23 protein-coding genes and 1 tRNA gene are annotated in these 22638 nt (G+C 68.8%); 21 read left to right on the forward strand and 3 right to left on the reverse strand.

Annotation, left to right across the window (positions count from 1 at the left end; translation table 11 throughout):
- Positions 1-108: 108 nt before the first annotated feature.
- Positions 109-2052 carry a helicase-associated domain-containing protein gene (locus tag EPD65_RS03740; RefSeq protein WP_131581827.1) on the reverse strand — a complete coding sequence of 648 codons (1944 nt, stop codon included), beginning with the start codon at positions 2050-2052 and terminating at the stop codon, positions 109-111.
- 127 nt (positions 2053-2179) lie between these two features.
- Here EPD65_RS03740 and EPD65_RS03745 point away from each other — a divergent pair, with 127 nt between their 5' ends.
- The 4 genes from EPD65_RS03745 (at position 2180) to EPD65_RS03760 (ending at position 5099) form a co-directional block, all read left to right on the forward strand.
- The gene (locus EPD65_RS03745) at positions 2180-3130 is read left to right on the forward strand and encodes an ATP-binding cassette domain-containing protein (RefSeq protein ID WP_131581954.1); all 951 of its coding nucleotides are present in this window, start codon (positions 2180-2182) and stop codon (positions 3128-3130) included.
- On the forward strand, positions 3127-3990 hold the full coding sequence (locus EPD65_RS03750; RefSeq protein ID WP_131581828.1) for an ABC transporter permease subunit: 864 nt from the start codon (positions 3127-3129) through the stop codon (positions 3988-3990). Before EPD65_RS03745 ends, EPD65_RS03750 begins: the two co-directional genes overlap by 4 nt.
- Positions 3983-4630, forward strand: a complete 648-nt coding sequence (locus tag EPD65_RS03755; RefSeq protein ID WP_131581829.1) for an HAD family hydrolase — start codon at positions 3983-3985, stop codon at positions 4628-4630. Before EPD65_RS03750 ends, EPD65_RS03755 begins: the two co-directional genes overlap by 8 nt.
- Positions 4631-4703: 73 nt before the next feature.
- On the forward strand, positions 4704-5099 hold the full coding sequence (locus tag EPD65_RS03760; RefSeq protein WP_131581830.1) for a cold-shock protein: 396 nt from the start codon (positions 4704-4706) through the stop codon (positions 5097-5099).
- Positions 5100-5163: 64 nt separating this feature from the next.
- On the opposite strand, the gene EPD65_RS03765 is transcribed toward EPD65_RS03760, so the two are convergent.
- On the reverse strand, positions 5164-6174 hold the full coding sequence (locus tag EPD65_RS03765) for an adenosine deaminase (RefSeq protein ID WP_131581831.1): 1011 nt from the start codon (positions 6172-6174) through the stop codon (positions 5164-5166).
- Positions 6175-6319: 145 nt separating this feature from the next.
- Positions 6320-7603, reverse strand: coding sequence for an aspartate aminotransferase type Ic (locus tag EPD65_RS03770; protein ID WP_243640443.1), 1284 nt, complete (start codon positions 7601-7603; stop codon positions 6320-6322).
- A 204-nt stretch (positions 7604-7807) separates the two neighbouring features.
- Here EPD65_RS03770 and EPD65_RS03775 point away from each other — a divergent pair.
- The 17 genes from EPD65_RS03775 to EPD65_RS03855 all read left to right on the forward strand — a co-directional run bounded on the left by EPD65_RS03775 (position 7808) and on the right by EPD65_RS03855 (position 22612).
- Positions 7808-7880 (forward strand) — tRNA-Trp (locus tag EPD65_RS03775).
- Between the two features lie 36 nt (positions 7881-7916).
- Positions 7917-8159 carry a preprotein translocase subunit SecE gene (secE, locus tag EPD65_RS03780; RefSeq protein WP_243640436.1) on the forward strand — a complete coding sequence of 81 codons (243 nt, stop codon included), beginning with the start codon at positions 7917-7919 and terminating at the stop codon, positions 8157-8159.
- 57 nt (positions 8160-8216) lie between these two features.
- Positions 8217-9026: a transcription termination/antitermination protein NusG gene (nusG, locus tag EPD65_RS03785; RefSeq protein ID WP_131581834.1), complete on the forward strand. Its 810-nt coding sequence runs from the start codon at positions 8217-8219 to the stop codon at positions 9024-9026.
- Positions 9027-9137: 111 nt separating this feature from the next.
- Positions 9138-9566, forward strand: a complete 429-nt coding sequence (gene rplK / locus EPD65_RS03790; RefSeq protein WP_131581835.1) for a 50S ribosomal protein L11 — start codon at positions 9138-9140, stop codon at positions 9564-9566.
- 65 nt (positions 9567-9631) lie between these two features.
- Positions 9632-10345, forward strand: coding sequence for a 50S ribosomal protein L1 (gene rplA, locus EPD65_RS03795; RefSeq protein ID WP_131581836.1), 714 nt, complete (start codon positions 9632-9634; stop codon positions 10343-10345).
- 81 nt (positions 10346-10426) lie between these two features.
- Positions 10427-11266: an SCO4651 family lipoprotein gene (locus EPD65_RS03800; protein ID WP_131581837.1), complete on the forward strand. Its 840-nt coding sequence runs from the start codon at positions 10427-10429 to the stop codon at positions 11264-11266.
- Positions 11267-11513: 247 nt separating this feature from the next.
- Complete coding sequence (gene rplJ / locus EPD65_RS03805; protein WP_131581838.1) at positions 11514-12164, forward strand: 50S ribosomal protein L10; 651 nt, start codon at positions 11514-11516, stop codon at positions 12162-12164.
- 81 nt (positions 12165-12245) lie between these two features.
- On the forward strand, positions 12246-12629 hold the full coding sequence (rplL, locus tag EPD65_RS03810; protein ID WP_131581839.1) for a 50S ribosomal protein L7/L12: 384 nt from the start codon (positions 12246-12248) through the stop codon (positions 12627-12629).
- A 250-nt stretch (positions 12630-12879) separates the two neighbouring features.
- On the forward strand, positions 12880-13866 hold the full coding sequence (locus EPD65_RS03815) for an ABC transporter ATP-binding protein (protein WP_131581840.1): 987 nt from the start codon (positions 12880-12882) through the stop codon (positions 13864-13866).
- Between the two features lie 11 nt (positions 13867-13877).
- The gene (locus tag EPD65_RS03820; RefSeq protein WP_131581841.1) at positions 13878-14663 is read left to right on the forward strand and encodes an MlaE family ABC transporter permease; all 786 of its coding nucleotides are present in this window, start codon (positions 13878-13880) and stop codon (positions 14661-14663) included.
- 4 nt (positions 14664-14667) lie between these two features.
- Positions 14668-15495, forward strand: a complete 828-nt coding sequence (locus tag EPD65_RS03825) for an MlaE family ABC transporter permease (RefSeq protein ID WP_131581842.1) — start codon at positions 14668-14670, stop codon at positions 15493-15495.
- Positions 15496-15498: 3 nt separating this feature from the next.
- On the forward strand, positions 15499-16776 hold the full coding sequence (locus EPD65_RS03830) for an MCE family protein (RefSeq protein ID WP_131581843.1): 1278 nt from the start codon (positions 15499-15501) through the stop codon (positions 16774-16776).
- Entirely contained in the window at positions 16773-17810 is a 1038-nt protein-coding gene (locus tag EPD65_RS03835) for an MCE family protein (protein ID WP_243640437.1), read from the forward strand. The genes EPD65_RS03830 and EPD65_RS03835 overlap by 4 nt, the downstream gene beginning before the upstream one ends.
- Positions 17810-18796, forward strand: a complete 987-nt coding sequence (locus EPD65_RS03840; RefSeq protein ID WP_131581844.1) for an MCE family protein — start codon at positions 17810-17812, stop codon at positions 18794-18796. Before EPD65_RS03835 ends, EPD65_RS03840 begins: the two co-directional genes overlap by 1 nt.
- The gene (locus EPD65_RS03845) at positions 18793-19926 is read left to right on the forward strand and encodes an MCE family protein (RefSeq protein WP_131581845.1); all 1134 of its coding nucleotides are present in this window, start codon (positions 18793-18795) and stop codon (positions 19924-19926) included. The genes EPD65_RS03840 and EPD65_RS03845 overlap by 4 nt, the downstream gene beginning before the upstream one ends.
- A complete protein-coding gene (locus tag EPD65_RS03850) occupies positions 19923-21332 on the forward strand; it encodes an MCE family protein (RefSeq protein WP_131581846.1) in 1410 nt (469 codons plus the stop codon). Before EPD65_RS03845 ends, EPD65_RS03850 begins: the two co-directional genes overlap by 4 nt.
- The gene (locus EPD65_RS03855; protein ID WP_131581847.1) at positions 21329-22612 is read left to right on the forward strand and encodes an MlaD family protein; all 1284 of its coding nucleotides are present in this window, start codon (positions 21329-21331) and stop codon (positions 22610-22612) included. Before EPD65_RS03850 ends, EPD65_RS03855 begins: the two co-directional genes overlap by 4 nt.
- Positions 22613-22638: the final 26 nt, after the last annotated feature.

Consider the following 22638-nt stretch of genomic DNA (forward strand, 5'->3'; position numbering starts at 1 on the left):
CTGCCGGCCGCGCTCCGCGCTGCCCACCCGGCTTCGGGCTCGCTCGCTGCGCTCGCTACCACCCTCACGTGCCGGGCGGACGGCGCTGCGCGCGCCCGTCGGCCCCGATCAGTCCGTAGGACGCACGGAGCCGATCCGGTGGACGGCGAACGCCCGCTCGTCCTCGCTGCGGTGGTCGTACGCCGTCAGCTGACCGCCCTCGACGCGGCGCGGGTCGACGATCCGCTCGGAGCGGGTGCCGTGGTTGTCGAGGTACTCGATGACGACGCTCGAGCCACCCTCGATGGCTGCCCGCAGGGCCGCGAGGGCGCCGGCGGGCGTGTTGGCGATGACGTCGCGGCCGCGGGAGCTGGCCACCCGGTCGCCCGCGCGGACGGCGGCGACGGCGGCCGCGACCTGAGCCGCCTCACGGGCGGCGTCGCGGGCCGTGGGGGAGGAGCGGGGCGTGCGGGAGCGGAGCGTGTCCGGTCGCGCGACGTGGACGGTGCCGTCCGACGCCTCGACGACCGGCGCCAGCCCCAGCTCACGCAGGCGCGCGAGCAGGACGTCGATGGGAGCCGTGCTGATGACCACGGTCGGCGCGAGCAGACGCAGCCCGAGCGAGGCAGCCTTCGGGTCCGCGACGAGGTGCGCCAGCGCGGCCTCGTCGTCGGAGCGGAGGAACGCCTCGGCGTAGCCAACACGGACGGTGCCGTAGGTCCGCGCGGTGTCGTCGACGAGATACGACAACGGCTGCGGGACCGGGGTGCGCGACACCGACTCCAGGAAGGCGTGGATCTCCGCGGCCGTCCAGCCGGCGTCGAGGCCGCGACGGAGCGATCCCGAGGCGAACCGGTAGACCGTCGCCCCGCCGCGTGACTCGACATCGGCGACCTGCTGCAGGCGGGCGGCGAGCGCTGGCAGCAGCGGGCCGGGCGCGATCGCGGTCAGGTCGCCCTGGATCAGCACGTGGTCGAGCGGCTCGGGGAGCAGTGGCGCCAGGATCTCGGCGGCATCGTGGCCGGCGAGCAGGGCCCGACCCGCAGGGGTGAGGACACCCATGCCGACGAGCCCCAGGACGGTCGCCTCCTCGACGGCCGAGGCCACCAGCGCCGGCTGGTCGGAGGGACGGCGCGGACGCAGCCACCGGACACGCGCGACGAGCGACGGAAGGCCGGTGCCGGTCGCGAGGCCTTCCGTCGGAGACAGCTCGGCGAGCTGCTGGAGCGCCACGATGCGGGTGTCGACCTGATGCGGGTCGACCAGCGCGGGGGCCAGCGCGTTGACCGACTTGCCCGCGGCATCCTTGCCGCCGACCTTGGCCGGGGTGCGCGCCGACGTCAGCCACGCGCGGGCGACCCGCTGCCACCGTTCGGCGGCCTCGAGCCGGCACCACGCGTCGTACGCGTCGGTGGGGAGCCAGGCCTCCGCCTCGCCGACGGAGCCGGGGGCCAGGAGTGCGGCCGAGGTCGCGACGTCGACGAGGAGGGCTGCTTCGCGTTCGTCGACGTGCAGCAGGAGCGCCGCCGTCTTCAGGTCGCGCACCCCCAGACCACCCGTGCGCAGCACGGACGGCGGCTGGGTACCCCAGTGGTCCAGCAGCACCTCGATCCGGCGTACGACGTCGAACGCCGCTCCCGCAGCCGTGCGCGCGACGAGCGTCGGCGACTGCTCGGAGGTGACCAGCGCGGGCTCGGGGACCGGACCGGTCGGTGCGGTGGCGCGGGCGAGCAGCTCGGCCACGACCGTCACCGCGCGCAGGCCCTCGGTCCCGTCCCAGACGAGCGCGAGCTCCTCCAGCCGGTCGAGCGAGATCGCCCCCTCCTCGAGCGCCGCCCGGGGCGTGGCCCCGCGCGTCACGAGGTCGTGCAGGACGGCCAGGTCCGCGAGGGTGAGCCGGTCCAGTGCCCGCAGCGCGGAGGCGCGCGTCGCCGCCCGGGAGGCGAGCTGCGTCGAGTCCTGCGGCGGCGGGGTCGCGAGGTCAGGACGGAGCCGCATCAGGTGGGCGACGCGCTCCTCGGACCACTGGCGCAGCTGGTCGGCGAGCGAGCGCGGGGCGGGAAGGGCAGTCATTTGGAGCCAAAACTACTCGGCCACGGCGTTTCTCAGCGCCTGCTTGGGAACGCAGGCCACACTGCTCCGAGACCGCCGGTCGCCAGTGCGGCCGGAACAGCTGTCGAAAGGGGGCCCGCTGGTGGCCATGATCGAGGCCAGGGACCTGGCCAAGTCGTACGCCGGGAAGGCAGCCGTCTCCGGACTCTCCTTCGACGTCCGGCCGGGCACCGTCACCGGCTTCCTCGGCCCCAACGGTGCCGGCAAGTCCACCACCATGCGCCTGATGCTCGGCCTCGACACCGGCGCGGGCACGTGCACCTTCGACGGCAAGCCGTTCACGGCGTACGCCGAGCCGATGCGGGAGGTCGGTGCGCTGCTCGAGGCGAAGCCCTTCCACCCGACGCGCACGGCGCGCAACCACCTGCTCATGCTCGCGACGAGCAACCGGATCCCGGCGCAGCGCGTCGACGAGGTCCTGGGTCTCGTCGGGCTGGCCGACGTGGCGGGCAAGAAGCCGAGCACGTTCTCCCTCGGCATGGGCCAGCGCCTCGGCCTCGCGGCTGCGCTGCTCGGCAACCCGCACACCCTGATCCTCGACGAGCCGGCCAACGGCCTCGACCCGCAGGGCATCCACTGGCTGCGCGAGCTGCTCAAGGCACTCGCCAACGAGGGCCGCTCGGTCTTCGTCTCCAGCCACCTGCTCTCCGAGATGGCGCTGATGGCCGACGAGCTCGTGGTCATCGGCAAGGGCCGGATGATCGCCAACGGGCCGGTCGAGGACTTCACCAAGCTGAGCGTGCGCAACCACGTCCTGGTGCGTACGCCGCAGGCGGGCGAGCTCGCCTCCCTGATCGGCGCGAAGCTGGCCGGCGTCGGCTCCGTCCAGCGCACCGGCGACTCGGAGCTGACCGTCACCGGCCTCGAGGCGAACGCCGTCGGCGATCTCGCCTTCGACAACCGGATCCGGGTGCACGAGCTCTCCACCCACAACGCCACGCTCGAGGAGGCCTTCCTTGAGATCACCGGCAACGCCGCGGAGTACACCGCACACGCACCGGCCGCTGCTCCGACGACGCCGCAGGAGGGCGCCCGATGACCGCCGCGATCCGCTACGAGTGGACCCGTCTCCGCACCCTCCGCTCGACCTGGTGGCTGACCTTCGGCGTGCTGGCCGTCGGCGTCGGGTTCACCGCCATCGCGGCACTGATCGTCCGCGTCAACGTGCACGCCGACGAGCTCAGTGGCGGCCGGCTCGACGGTGACATGGCGCGCTTCTACGTCGAGGCGGCGATGACGCAGTTCTCGATCGTCGACCCGATGTTCTACCTGGTGGCGTTCGTCGCCGCGATCGTCGGCATCCTCGGCTGGGGCCACGAGTACCGCCACGGCATGATCCGCGCGACGCTCACCGCGGTCCCTCAGCGCTGGGCCGTCTTCAGTGCGAAGTACCTCATCGTCGGCCTCTGGGTGACGGCGCTGGTCGTCACCAGCTGCCTGCTCTCCCTGCTGGTCGCGGGCGTCTTCTTCATCGGCATCGACGTCACCTACGACGCCGGCGACATCCTCGGCACGATCCTGCGCCACGTCCTCTACAGCGTCCTGGTGACCTGGCTGGCGATGTCGCTGACCGTGCTGGTGCGCCACCAGACGTTCGCCCTCGTGATGCTTTTCCTGTGGCCGATGGGCATCGAGCTGCTGGTCCGCACCTTCGCGATCATGATCAGCGGCTTCAGCCACAACGACGTCTACGCCAACGCGATGCGCTTCCTCCCGTTCAACGCCGGCGGCCGGATCATGCAGACCTTCGGCGCGCAGAACGACACCTTCGGGCCGTATCACGACCTGACGACGTTCGGTGATCCGCTCAGCGCGCTCGGCGGCTTCATCGTCTTCGGTGGCCTGGTGGCCTGCCTGATCGCTGCAGCGTGCGCGGCGTTCTCCACACGCGATGCCTGACCCAGCCGCGCGGCGGCAGCTCGTGGTCGGCTTCGACCTCGACATGACGCTGATCGACACCGTCCCTGGCTTCGCGCGCACCCTCGAGGCGCTGGGCGACGAGCTCGGCATCGAGCTGCCGATCGAGGACCTGACCTCGAAGCTCGGCCCGCCGCTCGACCACACCCTGCGGCCGCACCTTGCGGAGGAAGCGATCCAGCCCGCGGTGGACCGGTTCCGCGCCCTCTACCCGGAGCACGCGGTCGCGCCGGTGCCCGCGCTGGGCGGTGCGCACGACGCGATCGAGGCCGTACGCCGCCATGGCGGGCGCGTGATCGTCGTGACCGGCAAGTTCACACCCAACGCGCAGCTGCACGTCGACCACGTCGGCTTCGACATCGACCACCTCGAGGGAGCGGTCTGGGGCGTCGGGAAGGCCGACGCGCTGCGCCGCGAGGGCGCCACGATCTACGTCGGCGACCACATCCACGACGTCGAGGGCGCGCTCGCCGCGGGCATCACCAGCGTCTCCGTACTCACCGGCGGATGCACGCGTGAGGAGCTCGAGGCAGCGGGCACCCACGTCGTACTGGAGGACCTGACGGCGTTCCCCGCCTGGCTGGACGGCCATCTGGACGGGCAAACCGGCTCGCTCGCCTGAGCGCTGCCCACTACCCTGTGGGCGTCGCGTTCGGCGTCAGGTCGCGCAGCAGCACACGGAAGAGGTCAGAGCAGTGCCCGTTGGCAAGGTGAAGTGGTACGACACCGAGAAGGGCTTCGGCTTCCTGTCGTACGACGGAGGGCCGGACGTCTACGTCCACGCCGAGGCGCTGCCCGAGGGCGTCACCTCGCTGAAGAACGGCACCCGCGTCGAGTTCGGCATCGCCCAGGGCCGTCGTGGCGACCAGGCGCTGCAGGTCAAGATCCTCGACGCACCGTCCTCGGTCTCGCGCAACCAGCGCGACGCGCAGCGCAAGAAGCCCGACGAGATGGCCACCATCATCGAGAACCTGATCGTCCTGCTGGATGGCATCGGCGAGGGCTACCGCCACGGTCGGCGTCCCGACCCCAAGGCCGCGCGCCCCGTCGCGAAGGCGCTCCGCGCGCTCGCCGACGAGCTCGAGCTCTGACGCCGAGACCCGGGTTTTCGCGCGTCGATACCCGGGTTTTGACGGGTTGAGACCCGGGTTCTGGTCACGCCAGCCAGGCGTCGATGTCCTTCATCGCGAGGTCGACGACGTCTGACGGGGCGCTCGAGCCGCGGAAGGACATCCGCGCCAGCTCCGCCAGCGTCTCGTCGGGGAGGTCGTGCGCCGCACGCATCGTGGCGTACTGACCTTCCAGGCGGGAGCCGAAGAGAAGCGGGTCGTCGGCTCCCAGCGCGACCTGTGCCCCGCCCGCGAGCAGCTGGGGGAGCGGCACCGAGGTGAGGTCGGAGTAGACGCCCAACGCCACGTTGGAGACCGGGCAGACCTCGAGCGTCACGCCCGAGGCAGCGATGCGCTCGAGCAGCGCCGGGTCCTCCACGCTGCGTACGCCGTGCCCGAGGCGGTGCGCTCCGAGGTCGTCGAGGCAGGCCCGGATGTTGTCAGCTCCCCGCAGCTCGCCGCCGTGCGGTGCGAGCAGGAGCCCGGCCCGGTCGGCGATCGCAAAGGCGTGCGCGAAGTCCGACGTGACCCCGCGGCGTTCGTCGTTGGAGAGGCCGAAGCCGACGACCCCGCGCCCGGCGTACTGGGCAGCGAGCCGCGCCAGCGTGCGCGCATCCATCGGGTGGCGCGTGCGGTTGGCCGCGATGACCACGGCCATGCCGAGCCCCGTCTCGCGGGACGCCGAGGCGACGGCGTCGAGCACGAGATCGGTGAACGCCGTGATCCCGCCGAAGCGCGCCGCATAGCCCGACGGGTCGACCTGGATCTCCAGCCAGCGTCCGCCTTCGCGGACGTCGTCCTCCGCGGCCTCGCGCACGAGCCGGCGTACGTCGGCCTCGGTACGCAGGACCGAGCGCGCGACGTCGTACAGGCGCTGGAAGCGGAACCAGCCCTTCTCGTCCGCCGCGGACAGCTGAGGCGGCCACTCCTCGACGAGGGCCTCGGGCAGCTGGATGCCGTCGCGCTCCGCGAGCTCGAGGAGCGTCGTGTGCCGCATCGACCCGGAGAAGTGCAGGTGGAGGTGCGCCTTCGGGAGTACGTCGATCGGCCGTGCCATGACGAGAACCTACGCCCGAGACGGGCCTTGTGCCGCGCTGAAACGGGCCTCGTGCCGCAGCGAGACGGGACTGATACCGAACCGAGACGGGGCTTGTGCCGGCATTCCTGTGGAAAACCGCGGCACGAGGCCCGTCTCGGCGCGGTCAGGCGCTGAGGTGCTCCGCTGCCGCGAGCAGGACGCAGGTCGCGACGGCCTCCATCGTGTCGCGGACGGCCTCCAGCGACGGGAACGACGGAGCCAGGCGGATGTTGCGGTCGCGCGGGTCGTTGCCGCCGGGGAACGACGCACCAGCGGGCGTGAGCGCGATGCCGGCGTCCTTCGCGAGCTGGACCACGCGGGCCGCGGTGCCGTCGACGACGTCGAGCGAGACGAAGTAGCCGCCCGTCGGATCGGTCCAGGTGGCGACGCCGAGGCCGCCGAGCTTCTCCTCGAGAACCGAGAGGACCGCGGCGAACTTCGGCGCGAGGATGTCGCGGTGCTTGGCCATGTGCTGGCGCACCCCGTCAGCCGAGCCGAAGAACTCGACGTGACGCAGCTGGTTGACCTTGTCCGGGCCGATCGCGCCGGCACCGAGGTGCTTCGTGTACCAGCCGACGTTCTCGACCGAGGCGGCGAGGAACGCGACGCCAGCGCCCGCGAAGGTGATCTTCGAGGTCGAGGCGAACTGGATCGGGCGGTGCGGGTGGCCGGCGGCCGAGCAGAGGCCGAGGATGTCGGCGGTCTTGGCCTCGTCCTGGGTCAGGTGGTGCAGCGCGTAGGCGTTGTCCCAGAGGATCTTGAAGTCCGGCGCGGCGGTCGGCATCGACGCGAGGCGCGCGGCGACCTCCTGCGTGACGACCGAGCCCGTCGGGTTGGCGTACGTCGGGACGATCCAGATGCCCTTGATGCTCGGGTCGGACGCCGCGAGGCGCTCGACCTCGTCCATGTCCGGGCCGTCGGCGTTCATCGGAACGGTCACGGTGTCGATGCCGAACCAGTCGAGCAGGGTGAAGTGACGGTCGTAGCCGGGCACCGGGCAGATGAAGGTGACCTTCTCCTCCTGGCCCCACGGGCGCTCGCCGTCGACGGCCCCGTGCAGCCAGAGGTCGGTCAGCACCTCGCGCATCATCACCAGCGAGGCGTTGCCGCCTGCCACGATCTGCGACGGCTCGACCCAGAGCAGCTCGGCGAACATCTCGCGGATCTCGCGGATGCCCTCGAGGCCGCCGTAGTTGCGGACGTCGACGCCGTCCGCGTCCTTGTACGACGTCGGCAGCGTCAGCAGCGCGTTGGAGAGGTCCAGCTGCTCCGGCGCCGGCTTGCCGCGCGTGAGGTCCAGCTTCAGGCCGCGGGCCTGCAGCGCGTCGTACGCCGTCTTCTGCGCGGCGAGGAACGCAGCGAGCTCGTCGGGGGAGCGGTCAGCAAGGGGGGTCTTCCCCTCGGTCAGGTCGGTCACGAAGCACATGTTTCCACGCGCGGGGTGACACCTCGACCCCCTGTCCGCGTACCCACCGGTAGTGAGTCCGTGAGGCGTGTGCGGGTGGTCCCGGTTCGACATCGGATCGGCCGACCCCGTAAGGTTCCGGTTTGGTGTTTCCCACCAAAACTTCGCCATGCCCTTCGGGGGTTTGGAGGAGTGGGGCAGCATCGGAGGGCACTAGCTCAATTGGCAGAGCACCGGTCTCCAAAACCGGGGGTTGGGGGTTCGAGTCCCTCGTGCCCTGCAAAGGCGCAATCGCACTCAGCGGAAGGTGAACGACGTGTCGGACAACGACGCCGTGCAGGACCAGGCCCAGGGCCGGGTCCGTACGGGCCCGGTCACCTTCTACCGACAGGTCCTGGCTGAGCTGCGCAAGGTCGTCTGGCCGACGCGCGAGCAGCTGGTCACGTACTTCTTCGTGGTCCTGGTGTTCGTCGTCGTGATGTGCGCGCTGGTGTCGGTTCTGGACCTCGCGTTCGGCAAGTTGGTCTTCTCGATCTTCAACGGGCCGTCCACCCAGTAAGCAACACCAGCACCACCCGGTGCGGGTCCTCCCGCCCCGGATCCAGGAACACGAAAGATGACGGAGCAGCACGTGTCGGACCAGTACGACGAGGCAGTTGGCGACGAGATCGTCGAGGCGCCGGAGTCTGTCGACGGCGAGCAGGCCGAGCAGGTCGACGTCGAGGGTGACCTCGGCGCCGAGGGCGACGCCCCCGAGGCCGACGCCGCCGATGAGGACGAGGCTGCTGCCGAGGAGTCGGACCCGCTCGAGCAGTTCCGTCGCGACCTGTGGGCCAAGCCCGGTGACTGGTACGTCATCCACACCTACTCCGGCATGGAGAACAGGGTGAAGGCGAACCTCGAGAACCGCATCATCTCCCTCAACATGGAGGACTACATCCACGAGATCGTGGTCCCCATCGAGGAGGTCGCGGAGATCAAGAACGGTCAGCGCAAGCTCGTCAAGCGCACCGTCCTCCCGGGTTACGTCCTGGTCCGCATGGACCTCACCGACGAGTCGTGGGCCGCGGTCCGCCACACGCCGTCCGTGACCGGCTTCGTCGGCCACTCGCACCAGCCGGTCCCGCTCTCGATGTCCGAGGTCGAGGACATGCTGGCCCCGGCCGTCGTGGCCGCCGCCGAGGCCGAGGCCGCCGCGTCCGGCGCGCCGGCTCCCGCGGGCTCCACCCCGGCCGCGCGCAAGCCGGTCGAGGTCGCCGACTTCGACGTGGCCGACTCGGTCATGGTCGTCGACGGCCCCTTCGCCACGCTGCACGCCACGATCACCGAGATCAACGCGGAGTCGCAGCGCGTCAAGGCGCTCGTCGAGATCTTCGGCCGGGAGACCCCGGTCGAGCTCAGCTTCAACCAGATCCAGAAGGTCTGACCTTCCGGACACGGTTGATTGCCCGCTCCGTCGTACGACGGGGCAGGCGCAACGCAGGTGGCAGAGGCGTGAGGCGCCTCGTCATGACCACGAGACAGAAAGAGAACTGAAATGCCTCCCAAGAAGAAGATCGCCGCGCTGGTCAAGGTCCAGCTCCAGGCTGGCGCTGCTACCCCGGCTCCGCCGGTCGGTACGGCCCTCGGTCCGCACGGCGTCAACATCATGGACTTCTGCAAGGCGTACAACGCCCAGACCGAGGCCATGCGCGGCAACGTGATCCCCGTCGAGATCACCATCTACGAAGACCGCACCTTCACCTTCATCACGAAGACCCCGCCGGCCGCGGAGCTCATCAAGAAGGCCGCCGGCATCGCCAAGGGCTCGTCGGTCCCGCACAAGGACAAGGTCGCCAAGCTGACCAAGGACCAGGTGCGCGAGATCGCCCAGACCAAGCTTCCTGACCTCAACGCCAACGACATTGAGGCCGCCATGAAGATCGTCGAGGGCACTGCGCGCTCGATGGGCGTCACGACCGACTGAATCCCCGTGGGAGGGCCGCGCTGGCCCGCTGACCACACCTCCTCTTAAGAACCGAAGGAAATATCATGCAGCGCAGCAAGACCTACCGCGCGGCGGCCGAGTCGTTCGACAAGAACGAGATCTTCGCCCCGCTCGCCGCGATCAAGATCGCCAAGGGTGCCTCCAAGAAGAAGTTCGACGAGACCGTCGACGTGTCGATGTCGCTCGGCGTGGACCCGCGCAAGGCGGACCAGATGGTCCGTGGCACCGTCTCCCTGCCGCACGGCACGGGCAAGACCGTCCGCGTCCTCGTGTTCGCGAACGCCGAGAAGGCTGACGCCGCCCGCGAGGCCGGCGCTGACTTCGTCGGTGGCGACGAGCTCATCGAGAAGGTGGCCGGCGGCTGGACCGACTTCGACGCCGCTGTCGCGACGCCGGACCTCATGGGCAAGGTCGGCCGTGTCGCCCGTGTCCTCGGTCCCCGTGGCCTCATGCCGAACCCGAAGACGGGCACCGTCACCCCCGATGTCGCGAAGGCTGTTGCCGACATCAAGGGCGGCAAGATCGAGTTCCGCGTGGACCGTCACGCGAACCTCCACTTCATCATCGGCAAGGCGTCGTTCTCCGAGCAGCAGCTCGCCGAGAACTACGCGGCTGCCCTCGAGGAGATCCTGCGTCTGAAGCCGGCCTCCTCCAAGGGTCGCTACATCAAGAAGGTCACCGTCTCCACGACGATGGGCCCCGGCGTCCAGGTCGACCCGAACCGCACCAAGAACGTCGCGGTCGAGGACGAGTCCTGATTTTCAGCGCTTTCTGAGAATTAGCCGCGAAGGCCCCACCCGCACCGCGGGTGGGGCCTTCGTCATGTTTGACTACCGCCCATGTCCAACGCCGTGAGCACCGCCAGCCGTACCCGCCGCAATGTCGTGATCGTCCTCAGTGCCGTCGCGGTGCTCGCCCTCCTCGTGGGAGGACTGCTGCTCCTCAACCGGGGCTCGGACAAGGATGACGCTGCCGTCGGCGACCTCCAGGAGCTGCGGCGCGACGACTTCGCCGCCGCGCTGATCAACGCGCGCGAGAAGGCCGGCTCCTGGAGCTACCTCGAGGCGCAGACGCTCAATGGCAAGCCCAACGGCGTCCTCAACGGCAAGGTCGCCTGGGACGGCAAGAAGGTCAAGCTCGCCTTCGCTCCCGCCGGCTCGACTGACGGTGAGGGTGAGTTCCGCTCGGTCGACGGCGATTGGTACTACTACAGCCCCAAGGACGACGCGAAGAAGCCCTGGCTCAAGCTCGACAGTGCCAAGTCGAAGGTCGTGGTCCAGGCCATGAGCAACGAGGCGGACCCGCGCCGTCAGCTGGCGATCTTCGAGGACCCGGCCGGCTTCCAGGTCGTCGGTGTGGAGAACATCGGCATCGCCCAGGCCGTGCACTACCGCGTGACCGTGTCGGTCGAGAAGGTCAAGGAAGTCACCAGCAACCCGGTCGTCGGCAACCCCGGTGACGTCCAGGTCTGGGACGTCTGGGTCAACGACAAGGACCAGGTCGTCAAGATGACGATCCCGACCGACATCGGCGCGGTCACCTCGGAGGAGATCATCACCTTCACGGGCTACGGCGACAAGGTCGACATCGAGGTCCCGCCGGCCGACCAGGTCCGCTCCGCGGCGCTCGTGGCGCAGCCCGAGCCGACCAAGACCGCCACCCCCGGCACCAACCACTGACGTACGCCGTCGTACCCCCGCGCCTGCCGATTTGGTGGCGCGGGGGAGCGGCGCGTAATGTCTCCACCTGAAACCCGAGACCGCCGGTCGTCTCCCTGCCCAGCAGGGTGACCGAAGGATCCGCGAAGCGGACGACCTGCGCAGGTGTCAGAGCCGGACTTCCGAGTCCATCAACGCCCTGAGCGCCTGCGCCGGGGCGTTTTTTGCATGATCCTCCGCGGTGGCCTCACCAATCGGAAGGAGACCCATGGCACGGGCAGACAAGGCAGCCGCTGTTGCCGAGGTCGTTGACACGTTCAACGCCTCGAACGGCGCCGTCCTGACCGAGTACCGCGGTCTCACCGTTGCGGAGCTGAAGCAGCTGCGACGCTCCCTCGGCGAGAACGCTGACTACGCCGTGGTCAAGAACACGCTGGCCCTCATTGCCGCCAAGGAGGCGGGCATCGAGGGTCTGGACGACCTGCTCACCGGTCCGACCGCCATCGCCTTCATCAAGGGCGACGTCGTCGAGACGGCCAAGGGTCTGCGTGACTTTGCCAAGGCGAACCCCGCCCTTGTCATCAAGGGTGGTTTCCTGGACGGCAACCTCCTCGACGCTGCCGATGTCGCCAAGCTGGCCGACCTCGAGTCGCGTGAGGTGCTGCTCGCCAAGGTTGCCGGTGCTCTCACCGCCACCATGGCCCAGGCGCTCTACGCGTTCAACGCCCTGCCGTCGAAGACCGCGCAGCTTGCTGCCGCTCTCGAGGCCAAGGCCGCGAACGACCCCTCGATCCTCGCAGGTGGTGCCGGTGCCCCGGCTGCCGCCGAGGAGACCCCGGCCGTCGAGGCCGCTCCGGAGGAGGCTGCCGACGAGGCTGCCCCCGCCGAGGCGACCGAGGCCGAGTCCGCCGACGCCTGATTCCAGGCTGACGCACCACACCACCTGAAACCCCGGCCTTCTCCGACAACCGGAGCGGGCCACTGCGAAAGGACCGCCATCATGGCGAAGCTCACCACCGCCGAGCTGCTCGACGCGTTCAAGGAGCTCACCCTCATCGAGCTCTCCGAGTTCGTGAAGGAGTTCGAGGAGACCTTCGGCGTCACCGCCGCTGCTCCGGTTGCCGTTGCCGCTGCTGGTGGCGCTGCCCCGGCCGCCGAGGCTGCCGCTGAGAAGGACGAGTTCGACGTCGAGCTCACCGCCGCCGGCGACAAGAAGATCAACGTCATCAAGGAGGTGCGCGCGCTCACCAACCTCGGTCTCAAGGAGGCCAAGGACCTGGTCGAGGCCGCCCCCAAGGTGATCCTCGAGGGCGTCGCCAAGGACGCTGCCGAGAAGGCCAAGGAGGCCCTCGAGGGCGCCGGCGCCACCGTCACCCTCAAGTGACTCTGACTCTCTGAGTCTTCCGGACCGGGCGGTCACCCTGCGGGGTGGCCGCCCGGTCTGCCATTTCCGGAGGGGCGTTTCCGGCGGGCTCCCGGCACGTGGTTTACCCGTCAGTACAAATACTGGGCATTGGGTGACGTGGGCCACGAAAGGCCGTAACTTTGCGGTGTCGGTCACGTTGAGTGCACCGTGAGGCAGTCGACCCCGGTCGGTGCAGCCGCGATACGCACGTAAGGAAGAGGGAACCCTCATGGGTGTTGAGATCAAGATCGAGCATCTGACGAAGTCGTTCGGCAAGCAGCTGATCTGGAACGACGTCACGCTGACGATGCCCGCCGGCGAGATCTGCGTGATGCTCGGCCCGTCCGGCACCGGTAAGTCGGTCATGCTCAAGACCCTCATCGGCCTGCTCAAGCCCGATCACGGCTCGGTCATCATCGAGGGCACCGACATCGCCAACTGTTCGGAGAAGGACCTCTACGAGGTCCGCAAGCTCTTCGGTGTCCTCTTCCAGGACGGCGCGATGTTCGGCTCGATGAACCTCTTCGACAACGTCGCCTTCCCGCTGCGCGAGCACACCCGCAAGTCCGAGTCCGAGATCAAGAAGATCGTTCTCGAGAAGATGGACCTCGTCGGTCTGATCGGCGCGGAGTACAAGCTCCCCGGCGAGATCTCCGGTGGTATGCGCAAGCGTGCCGGCCTCGCCCGTGCCCTCGTGCTCGACCCCGAGATCCTCCTCATCGACGAGCCCGACTCGGGTCTCGACCCGGTGCGTACGTCGTTCATCAACCAGCTCTTCGTCGACCTGAACGCGCAGATTGAAGCGACGTTCATGATCGTCACGCACGACATCCACTCGGTCCGTGTCGTCCCGGACTCGATCGGCCTGCTCTACCACAAGCACCTGGCCATGTTCGGCCCGCGCGAGATGCTGCTGTCCTCGGACGAGCCGGTCGTGCGCCAGTTCCTCAACGCCCAGACCGTCGGCCCGATCGGCATGTCCGAGGAGAAGGACGCCGACCAGCTGGCCGCGGAGAAGGACATGGACCTCCCGCCGCTGCCGCCGATCCCGCTCCAGCTCGAGCCGTCCAACGGCATTCCGCGCCGCACCCAGCGTCCGCCGGGCGAGTGGTGCCGCATCAACGGCGTGACGCCGCCTCCGGGTTCGTTCCGCGCGGACTCGATCCTGTCGGCCACGGCTGCCGCTAAGGGTGAGCCGGACGCAGCGAAGCTCTGAGAGGCGGGCCCATGGCAGCGCTCACTGCTTCCAGGGCTCTCGCGCCTATCGGCACGGCAGGCAAGCTCTTCGCGTTCGCGCTGGATGTTGCCAGGGGGCTGTTCCGTCGACCGTTCCAGACACGGGAGTTCTTTCAGCAGGCGTGGTTCATCGCTTCGGTGACCATCGTCCCGACTGCACTTGTCGCCATCCCCTTCGGCGCGGTCATCGCGCTGCAGGTCGGTGGCCTCATCGCGCAGTTCGGCGCCCAGTCGTTCACGGGATCGGCGTCGGTCCTCGCGGTCGTCCGTGAGGCCGGCCCGATCGCGACCTCGCTGCTCATCGCGGGGGCCGGCGGTTCGGCGATCGCTGCCGACCTCGGCGCGCGCAAGATCCGCGAGGAGCTCGACGCGATGATGGTGCTGGGCATTGACCCGATCCAGCGGCTCGTCGTCCCGCGCGTGCTCGCCTGCATGCTGGTGGCGGTCTTCCTCAACGGCCTGGTCAGCGTCGTCGGCGTCATGGGCGGCTACGTCTTCAACGTGATCCTCCAGCACGGCACCCCCGGCGCCTACCTGTCGAGCTTCACCGCGCTCGCCCAGCTGCCCGACCTCTATCAAGGTATGGTCAAGGCGCTCGTGTTCGGCCTGATCGCGGCCATCGTCGCGTCCTACATGGGCATGAACGCCGGCGGCGGCCCGAAGGGCGTCGGCGACGCGGTCAACATGTCGGTCGTCATCACCTTCATGCTGCTCTTCCTGGTGAACTTCGTGCTCAGCGCGCTGTACATCCAGCTCGTCCCACCGAAGACAGGCTGACGCGATGGGTGCCCTGCTCGCGCTTCCGCAGCGCTTCCTCAGCTTCCTCGACCACCTCGGTGGCGAGCTGGCCTTCTACCTGCGTGCCCTCGCCTGGGCGCCGGTCGCGATCAAGCGATGGTCGCGCGAGATCATGCGCCTCCTGGCCGAGGTCACCCTCGGCACGGGCGCGCTCGCTGTCATCGGCGGCACGGTCGGCGTCATCGTCTCGATGTGCTTCTTCACCGGCACGGAGGTCGGCCTCCAGGGATACGCCGCCCTCAACCAGCTCGGCACGGGTGCGCTGACCGGCTTCGTGTCGGCGTACTTCAACACCCGTGAGATCGCGCCGCTGGTCGCCGGCATCGCGCTGGCCGCCACGGTCGGTTGCGGTTTCACCGCGCAGCTCGGCGCCATGCGGATCTCCGAGGAGGTCGACGCCCTCGAGGTGATGGCGATCCCGTCGCTGCCGTTCCTCGTGACGACGCGCATCCTCGCGGGTCTTGCCGCCATCGTCCCGCTGTACGTCGTCGGCCTGCTGTCGTCGTACTTCGCGACGCGCCTGGTCGTGACCAAGGCGTACGGACAGAGCAGCGGTGTCTACGACCACTACTTCCACGCGTTCCTGCCACCCGGTGACGTGCTGTGGTCCTTCGGCAAGGTGCTCGTCTTCGCCGTGGTCGTCATCCTGATCCACTGCTACCACGGCTACACCGCATCGGGCGGTCCGGCCGGCGTCGGCGTCGCGGTTGGCAAGGCCGTCCGGACCTCCATCGTGGCCATCAACGTCATCGACCTGCTGCTGTCCATGGCGATCTGGGGCACGTCGACCACGGTCAGGTTGGCGGGCTGAGACATGTCGATCCTGCGCAGTCACCGACTCATCGGTCTCCTCTTCCTCGCATTGATGGCCGCATCGCTGTGGTTCACCTACGCGATCTTCAGCCAGAAGTTCACCTCGTTCGACGAGGTCACCCTCAAGTCGTCGGCCATCGGCCTGCAGATGCCCGAGCGCGCGGACGTGAAGTACCGCGGCGTGATCGTGGGTCAGGTCCTGGACTTCAAGCCGGCCGACGGGGGAGCGGAGATCACGCTCGGAATCCGCCCGGACGAGATGAAGACGATCCCGTCCGACGTCACCGGCTCCATCCTCCCGAAGACGCTCTTCGGCGAGAAGTACGTGTCGCTGGAGGCGGCCGCCGGGGACACCTCGAGCGCCCTGCAGCCCCACGACGTCATCGCCCGCACCAAGGTCGCGACCGAGGTCGAGGCGGTCCTCTCCGACCTGATGCCGCTGCTGCGCGCGGTCCAGCCCGAGCAGCTCAACTACACGCTCAACGCGCTGGCCACCGCGCTTGAGGGGCGTGGCCCGAAGCTCGGCCAGGGCCTGACCAACCTCGACAACTACCTCAAGCGGTTCAACCCGGAGGTCGACGACTTCATCACCGACATCCGCAAGACCGCGGAGGTCTCGGACCTCTACGCGAGCGTGATGCCGCAGATCGCGACCATCCTTCGCAACACCGTCTACACCGGCAACACGCTCAAGACGCGTGAGGCGAAACTGCAGCAGCTCTTCGGCGAGGTCTCGGCGTTCTCCGACACGGCGCGCAGCTTCCTCGCGGCCAACGAGAAGAACATCATCCGGCTGGGCCAGCTCAGCCAGGTGCAGCTCCACCTGCTCGCGGAGTACGCACCGCAGTACCCCTGCTTCCTCCAGGGCATGGAGCTGCAGAACAGCCAGGTCCAGGACATGTTCCGGGGCCACATGCTCCACATCAACGCCGAGCTGATTCCGCACCAGCCGCGCGGCTGGACGCCCGCCGACGCGCCGGTCAACGGGCTCACCGGCAAGCCCTACTGCGGTCCGCTGCCGCGGGACACGACCAACCAGGCGCACACGATGCCCGCTCCGCCGAACTTCAACGACGGCGTCGACACCCCGACGGGCAAGGGCACGATGCGCGTCGCACCCGGCACCGACCTCGCTGCGTACAGTGGCACCTCGGCCGAGTCTGCCCTGCTGCGTTCGCTGCTCAGCTCCGTCGTGGGCACCGACGCCGCCGACGTACCCGACGCGGCGGTCTTCCTGCTCGCGCCGATGGCCCGTGGATCAGAGGTGAGTGTCCAGTGAGCCGCAAGGGCCTCGACAAGCGGACCAGCCAGGACCTGATCCGCCTGAGCATCTTCATGGTGATCACGGCGCTGGCCACCGGTCTGCTCGCCGTCACCATCGGCAACCTGTCGTTCCAGCCGACCGAGGACTACAAGGCGGTCTTCTCCGACGCGACCGGCGTCAACAAGGGCGACGACGTCCGGATGGCCGGCGTGAAGATCGGCAGCGTCAAGGACGTCACGATCGTCGACCGCACGCACGCCGAGATCGCCTTCAGCGTCAGCAACGACGTTCACGTGACCGACGGGACGCACCTGACGGTGAAGTTCCGCAACCTCGTCGGCCAGCGCTACCTCTCGATGACGCAGGAGTCCGGCGATGCGGCCGCGCTGAAGGCCGGCTCGACGGTCCCGATGGACCGCACGACACCGGCGCTCGACCTGACCGTCCTCTTCAACGGCTTCAAGCCCCTGTTCGCCGCGCTCTCGCCGCGTGACATCAACAAGCTGTCCTACGAGATCGTGCAGGTCTTCCAGGGCGAGGGCGGCACCCTCGAGGGGCTGCTGGGCGACACCGCCTCGCTCACCTCCACGCTCGCCGACCGCGACGAGATCATCGGCCAGCTGGTCGACAACCTCAACACGGTGCTCGTCCACGTCGGCGACCGCGACGAGCAGCTGAGCAGCCTGCTCAAGAGCTTCCGCACGCTCGTTGGCGGTCTCAACAAGGACCGTGACGCGATCCTCGGTCCGCTCAACCAGATCTCGGAGCTGTCGGTGCAGACCGCGTCCCTCGTCCAGGGCCTCCGGCCCGACCTCGTCGCTGACCTCAAGCAGCTGCGTCGCCTGAGCACGAACCTCGACAACAACAAGGGCGAGCTCGACCGCGTCCTCCAGGTCCTGCCGATCAAGCTGACCAAGATCGGACGCACGGCGACCTACGGCTCGTTCTTCAACTTCTACCTGTGCGAGTTCCACGCCCGCGTGAGCCTGCCGGGCGGCAAGGCGCTGCCGATCGACTACAACACGGCTGCGAAGAGGTGTGACCTCTGATGATCCCGTTCCGTGAGCGCAATCCCGTCACCATCGGTGCCGTCAGCCTCGCCGTCATCGCGGCGGCGATGGTCGCGGCGTTCCGCGCCGACGACCTGCCGGTGATCGGCGGCGGCGACACCTACTACGCCAACTTCTCCGAGGCGGGCGGCCTGAAGCCGGACGACGAGGTCCGCATCGCCGGCGTGCGCGTCGGCAAGGTCGGCGCCGTCGAACTCGACGGCAACAAGGTCAAGGTCTCGTTCAAGATCTCCTCGGGTGCCGACTTCGGACCCGACACAGCGGCCGCGATCAAGGTCAAGACGATCCTCGGTCAGATGTACCTGGCGCTCCTGCCCGCCGGCTCCGGCCAGATGAAGGAAGGCGCGACGATCCCGGTCGACCGCACCTCTTCGCCGTACGACGTGGTGGACGCGTTCGAGGGCCTGGCCAACACCAGCGACAAGATCGACACGGACCAGCTCGCGAAGTCGCTGCGCACCATCGCCGACCTCACGCGCAACACGCCCGAGGAGTTCCAGAAGGCGCTGAGCGGCGTCTCGGCTCTGTCGCGCAACGTGGCCAAGCGCGACGACCAGCTCAACACGCTGCTGCAGAACCTGAAGAAGGTGTCGGGCGTCCTCGACGACCGCGACCAGGACATCATCGGGCTGATGAAGGACGCCGACGTCCTGTTCCGCGCCGTCGTCGCGCGCCGTGAGGCGGTCCACAACCTGCTCGTCTCGACCGCGTCGCTCGGCAAGGAGCTCACCGCCCTCGTCAAGCAGAGCCGCGCCGATCTCGCGCCCGCGCTGACGCACACCGAGCACGTGCTCAACGTCCTCAACAAGAACCAGAAGAACCTCGACCTGTCGCTGCGCCTGATGGCGCCGTTCTACCGGGTCTTCGCCAACACGCTCGGCAACGGTCCGTGGTTCGACAACTACGTCCAGAACCTGCCGCCGGGTCCGCAGCTCCCGCGCGTCGCTCCGGGGGAGGGCCGATGAAGAAGTTCCTGATCCCCGGCGTGATCGCCCTGCTGGTGCTGGCCACCGCGCTCGTGATGTTCTCCGGCTCCGACCGCAAGACGCTGGTCGCGCACTTCCCGCGCACGATCTCGGTCTACGAGGGCAGCGACGTCCGCGTCCTCGGTGTCGGCGTCGGCACGGTCGACAAGGTCGAGCCCTCGGGCACCGATGTGGTCGTGACGATGTCCTACCCGGCTGACGTGAAGGTGCCCGCCGACGCCAAGGCCGTGATCATCGCGCCGTCGGTCGTGGGCGACCGCTTCGTCCAGCTGACCCCGGCGTACGACGGCGGGCCGACGCTCAAGGACCACGCGGTGCTCGACGAGTCGCGCACCTCGATCCCGCTCGACCTCGACCAGATCTATCAGAGCCTGGACAACCTGGTGACGGCGCTCGGCCCGGACGGTGCCAACAAGGACGGCGCGCTGAGTGACCTCCTGGTCCAGACGGCGAAGAACTTCAGCGGCCAGGGCGAGAAGTTCAACCAGACGATCCACGACCTGTCGAAGCTGACCGGCACCCTCGACGACAACCGCGAGGAGCTCTTCGGCGCGGCAACGAAGCTCGAGGCCTTCGTCAACACGCTGGCCAAGAACGACGGCACGGTGCGCAAGTTCAACCAGTCGCTGTCCGACGTCTCGGCGATGCTGGCCGGTGAGCGAACCGATCTTGCTGCCTCGCTGCACAACCTGGCGGTCGCGATGGGCCAGGTGTCGACGTTCGTCAAGGACAACCAGGCAGCCCTCGGCCGCAACATCACGGGTCTCAACAAGGTCGCCAAGGTCCTCGTGCGCCAGCGTGCTGCGCTCGACGAGACGCTGACCAACGCCCCGGTCGCGCTGGTCAACCTCGGGCACGCCTACAACCCGCAGGCCGGCACGCTCGACACCCGCACGAACCTCGGCGAGGTGCTCAACCAGCTCACGGCCAACCCCAACGCAGTGCTCTGCGCCCTGACCAACAGCAAGACTGTCTGCAACCTGCTCAAGGGCGGTGGTCTCCACCTGCCGGGTCTGGGCGGGCTCGGGCGGGCCGGCGCGCTCCAGGGTCTCCCGACGCCCCAGCCCTACGACCCGACGCTCGGTGGTCTCGTGGAGGTGGCCCGATGACGATGCCCCGCCTCCTGCGCCTCGTGGTGCTGCTCGTCGCGAGCCTGCTCGCCCTGACGAGCTGCCGCTTCGACATCTACAGCCTTCCGCTCCCCGGTGGCGCCGACACGGGCGACCACCCGATGACCCTGAAGGTCGACTTCGACGATGTCCTCGACCTCGTCCCGGAGTCGACGGTCAAGGTCGCCGACGTCAGCGTCGGCAAGGTCACCAAGGTCGACCTGGTGGGCACGCACGCCGTGGTCACGCTCGAGGTCAACAAGGACGTCGACCTGCCGGCCAACGCCACTGCGTCGATCCGGCAGACCAGCCTCCTGGGTGAGAAGTTCGTGTCGCTCGCGCCGCCGACCACCGGCGCCAGCAGCCAGCGCCTGGCCACCGGTGCCGAGATCCCGCTCTCCCGCACGGGTCGCAACCCCGAGGTCGAGGAGGTGCTCTCGGCGCTCAGCCTGATCCTCAACGGCGGCGGCGTCGCGCAGCTCAAGACGATCTCGCACGAGCTCAGCCTCGCGCTTGAGGGCCACGAAGGCTCGGCGCGCTCCGTGCTCGACCAGCTCTCCGCGCTCGTCGGCCGGCTCAACCAGCACAAGGGCGACATCGTCCACGCGATCGAGTCGGTCAACCGGCTCGCGGTCAGTGTCCAGAAGCAGCTCCCGGCCATCGACGCCGCGCTCGAGCAGCTGCCGGGCGCCCTCGACTCGCTGAACCGTCAGCGTGACGACCTGGTCAAGATGCTGAAGGCACTCGCCAACCTCAGCGACGTCGGCGTACGCGTGATCAAGGCGTCCAAGGAGGCCACGCTCGGCTCGTTCCACGACCTCGAGCCGGTCCTCCGCAAGCTCGCCGATGCCGGCGACTCGCTGCCCAACAGCCTCCAGCTCCTCTTCACCTACCCCTTCACCGACTCGCTGGTGTCGCGTGACCCGCAGGCCGCGCGCGACCTGCAGATGGGTGACTTCGTGGACCTCTCGGTCCGGCTCGACGTCGGACCGGGCGTGCTGACCAACGGTCCGCTGACGCCCGGCGAGCAGTGCATCAAGCTGCCGGACGCCAACAAGGCCGGCGGTCTGATCGACCTGTCGAAGCTCTGCCAGGGTGCGCTCGACACGATCGAGAAGTGCTACGCGAACCCGTCGCTCGCCAACTGCAACCTCCTGTCGGGTGCTCTGAAGACGAGCCTGTGCAAGTCGGCCCCGCTGCCGCTGCTGTGTGGCACCACCTCGGGCGGGACGGGGGGCGGCACCACGGGCGGCACGCCGCTCCAGAACCTCCAGAACGCGCTCGGTGGCCTGCTGAAGCGCGCCGCACCGGGCTCGCCCGGCACGGACCGGACGACGTACGGGGAGCTGATGAAGCAGTACGACCCTGACCTCGTGCGACTGCTCGTCCCGGGGGTGGCCCGATGATCACCCGCCGCACCAAGATCCAGCTGCTGATCTTCGCGTTCATCACGCTGCTCGGCTGCACGTTCGTCGGGGCGAAGTACGCCCGTCTCGACCGGTTCTTCTACGACAGCTCCTACGACGTGACCGGCCATTTCGCCGACTCCGGCGGCATCTACGCCGGCGCCGAGGTCGCCTACCGCGGCGTCCAGGTCGGTCAGGTGAAGAAGCTCGTCGCGACCCGCGAGGGCGTCGACGTCGTCATGGCGATCGACCACGGCCACGACCAGATCCCGTCCGACACGCTCGCCGTCGTCGCCAACCGCTCGGCACTCGGCGAGCAGTACGTCGACCTGCAGCCCCGCGCCGATGGCCGCCCCTACCTCCACGAGGGCAGCCAGGTCGCCGAGGCCGACACCCGTACGCCGATCGCCACAGCCACGCTGCTGGCCGACGTGTCCCGGACCGTCGGTGGGGTCGACCAGGACGCGCTGAAGACGACGGTCGGCGAGCTCGGCCTGGCGTTCAAGGACACCGGCAGCGACCTCGGTCAGCTGATCGACACCTCGGACCGCTTCCTGAAGACGGCGACCGACAACTTCGACGTGACGACGGCCCTGATCCGTGACGGGCGCACGGTCCTCGACGGTCAGCTCGCGTCGGCTGACGCCATCAAGGGCTTCGCGCAGGACCTCTCGCTCTTCTCGACGACCGTGCGCGGCAGCGACAAGGACATCCGCACGCTGATCGACCGCGGCATCGTCACGGCGCAGACGCTCAAGGAGTTCCTGCACAAGTACGGCGTGGACCTCTCGGAGCTGATCAACAACCTGGTCACCACCGGCGAGGTCGTGACCGCGCACCTGCGCGGTCTCCGCACGATCCTCGTGGCCTACCCGCACGTGATCGAGGGTGGCTTCACGGTCATCGCCAAGGATCCCGGCGCTGGTGGCTACGCAGCCCACTTCGGTCTGGTCTTCACCCAGAAGCCCCCCGTCTGCCACCAGGGCTACGAGAGCACCGACCGCCGTGGCGCACTGGACGGCAGCAACCGGCCGATGGTCATGGGCGCTCACTGCTCCGAGCCGGCGTCGAAGTCCGATCCGCGCGGCGCGCAGCATGCTCCCCGCGATCGTGTTGCACCGGCGACCGACAGCTCGCCGGTCGTCGCGACCTATGACATGTCCACGGGTAAGGTCACGTGGACCGACGAGGCGCCGGCCGAGGCGACGTTCGTCCCGGCACCGTCCGGCCTGGGCGATGAGTCGTGGAAGTGGCTCTACCTCCAGCCGCTCGGCCAGTGACGCCCCCGCTGCACAGGAAGTGACCA

The sequence above is a fragment of the Nocardioides jejuensis genome, assembly GCF_004337475.1.
GTDB classification, from domain to species: domain Bacteria; phylum Actinomycetota; class Actinomycetes; order Propionibacteriales; family Nocardioidaceae; genus Nocardioides; species Nocardioides jejuensis.

What these genes read in the sequence shown, in the direction of transcription:
- EPD65_RS03830 (WP_131581843.1), top strand. Translation starts at nt 15,499, where the DNA reads ATGTCGATCCTGCGCAGTCACCGACTCATCGGTCTCCTCTTCCTCGCA.
- EPD65_RS03740 (WP_131581827.1), bottom strand. Translation starts at nt 2,052, where the DNA reads ATGACTGCCCTTCCCGCCCCGCGCTCGCTCGCCGACCAGCTGCGCCAG.
- rplJ (WP_131581838.1), top strand. Translation starts at nt 11,514, where the DNA reads ATGGCACGGGCAGACAAGGCAGCCGCTGTTGCCGAGGTCGTTGACACG.
- EPD65_RS03825 (WP_131581842.1), top strand. Translation starts at nt 14,668, where the DNA reads ATGGGTGCCCTGCTCGCGCTTCCGCAGCGCTTCCTCAGCTTCCTCGAC.
- EPD65_RS03800 (WP_131581837.1), top strand. Translation starts at nt 10,427, where the DNA reads ATGTCCAACGCCGTGAGCACCGCCAGCCGTACCCGCCGCAATGTCGTG.
- EPD65_RS03765 (WP_131581831.1), bottom strand. Translation starts at nt 6,174, where the DNA reads ATGGCACGGCCGATCGACGTACTCCCGAAGGCGCACCTCCACCTGCAC.
- rplA (WP_131581836.1), top strand. Translation starts at nt 9,632, where the DNA reads ATGCAGCGCAGCAAGACCTACCGCGCGGCGGCCGAGTCGTTCGACAAG.
- EPD65_RS03750 (WP_131581828.1), top strand. Translation starts at nt 3,127, where the DNA reads ATGACCGCCGCGATCCGCTACGAGTGGACCCGTCTCCGCACCCTCCGC.
- EPD65_RS03855 (WP_131581847.1), top strand. Translation starts at nt 21,329, where the DNA reads ATGATCACCCGCCGCACCAAGATCCAGCTGCTGATCTTCGCGTTCATC.
- EPD65_RS03820 (WP_131581841.1), top strand. Translation starts at nt 13,878, where the DNA reads ATGGCAGCGCTCACTGCTTCCAGGGCTCTCGCGCCTATCGGCACGGCA.
- rplK (WP_131581835.1), top strand. Translation starts at nt 9,138, where the DNA reads ATGCCTCCCAAGAAGAAGATCGCCGCGCTGGTCAAGGTCCAGCTCCAG.
- EPD65_RS03845 (WP_131581845.1), top strand. Translation starts at nt 18,793, where the DNA reads ATGAAGAAGTTCCTGATCCCCGGCGTGATCGCCCTGCTGGTGCTGGCC.
- EPD65_RS03850 (WP_131581846.1), top strand. Translation starts at nt 19,923, where the DNA reads ATGACGATGCCCCGCCTCCTGCGCCTCGTGGTGCTGCTCGTCGCGAGC.
- EPD65_RS03840 (WP_131581844.1), top strand. Translation starts at nt 17,810, where the DNA reads ATGATCCCGTTCCGTGAGCGCAATCCCGTCACCATCGGTGCCGTCAGC.
- EPD65_RS03745 (WP_131581954.1), top strand. Translation starts at nt 2,180, where the DNA reads ATGATCGAGGCCAGGGACCTGGCCAAGTCGTACGCCGGGAAGGCAGCC.
- rplL (WP_131581839.1), top strand. Translation starts at nt 12,246, where the DNA reads ATGGCGAAGCTCACCACCGCCGAGCTGCTCGACGCGTTCAAGGAGCTC.
- EPD65_RS03815 (WP_131581840.1), top strand. Translation starts at nt 12,880, where the DNA reads ATGGGTGTTGAGATCAAGATCGAGCATCTGACGAAGTCGTTCGGCAAG.
- nusG (WP_131581834.1), top strand. Translation starts at nt 8,217, where the DNA reads ATGACGGAGCAGCACGTGTCGGACCAGTACGACGAGGCAGTTGGCGAC.
- EPD65_RS03755 (WP_131581829.1), top strand. Translation starts at nt 3,983, where the DNA reads ATGCCTGACCCAGCCGCGCGGCGGCAGCTCGTGGTCGGCTTCGACCTC.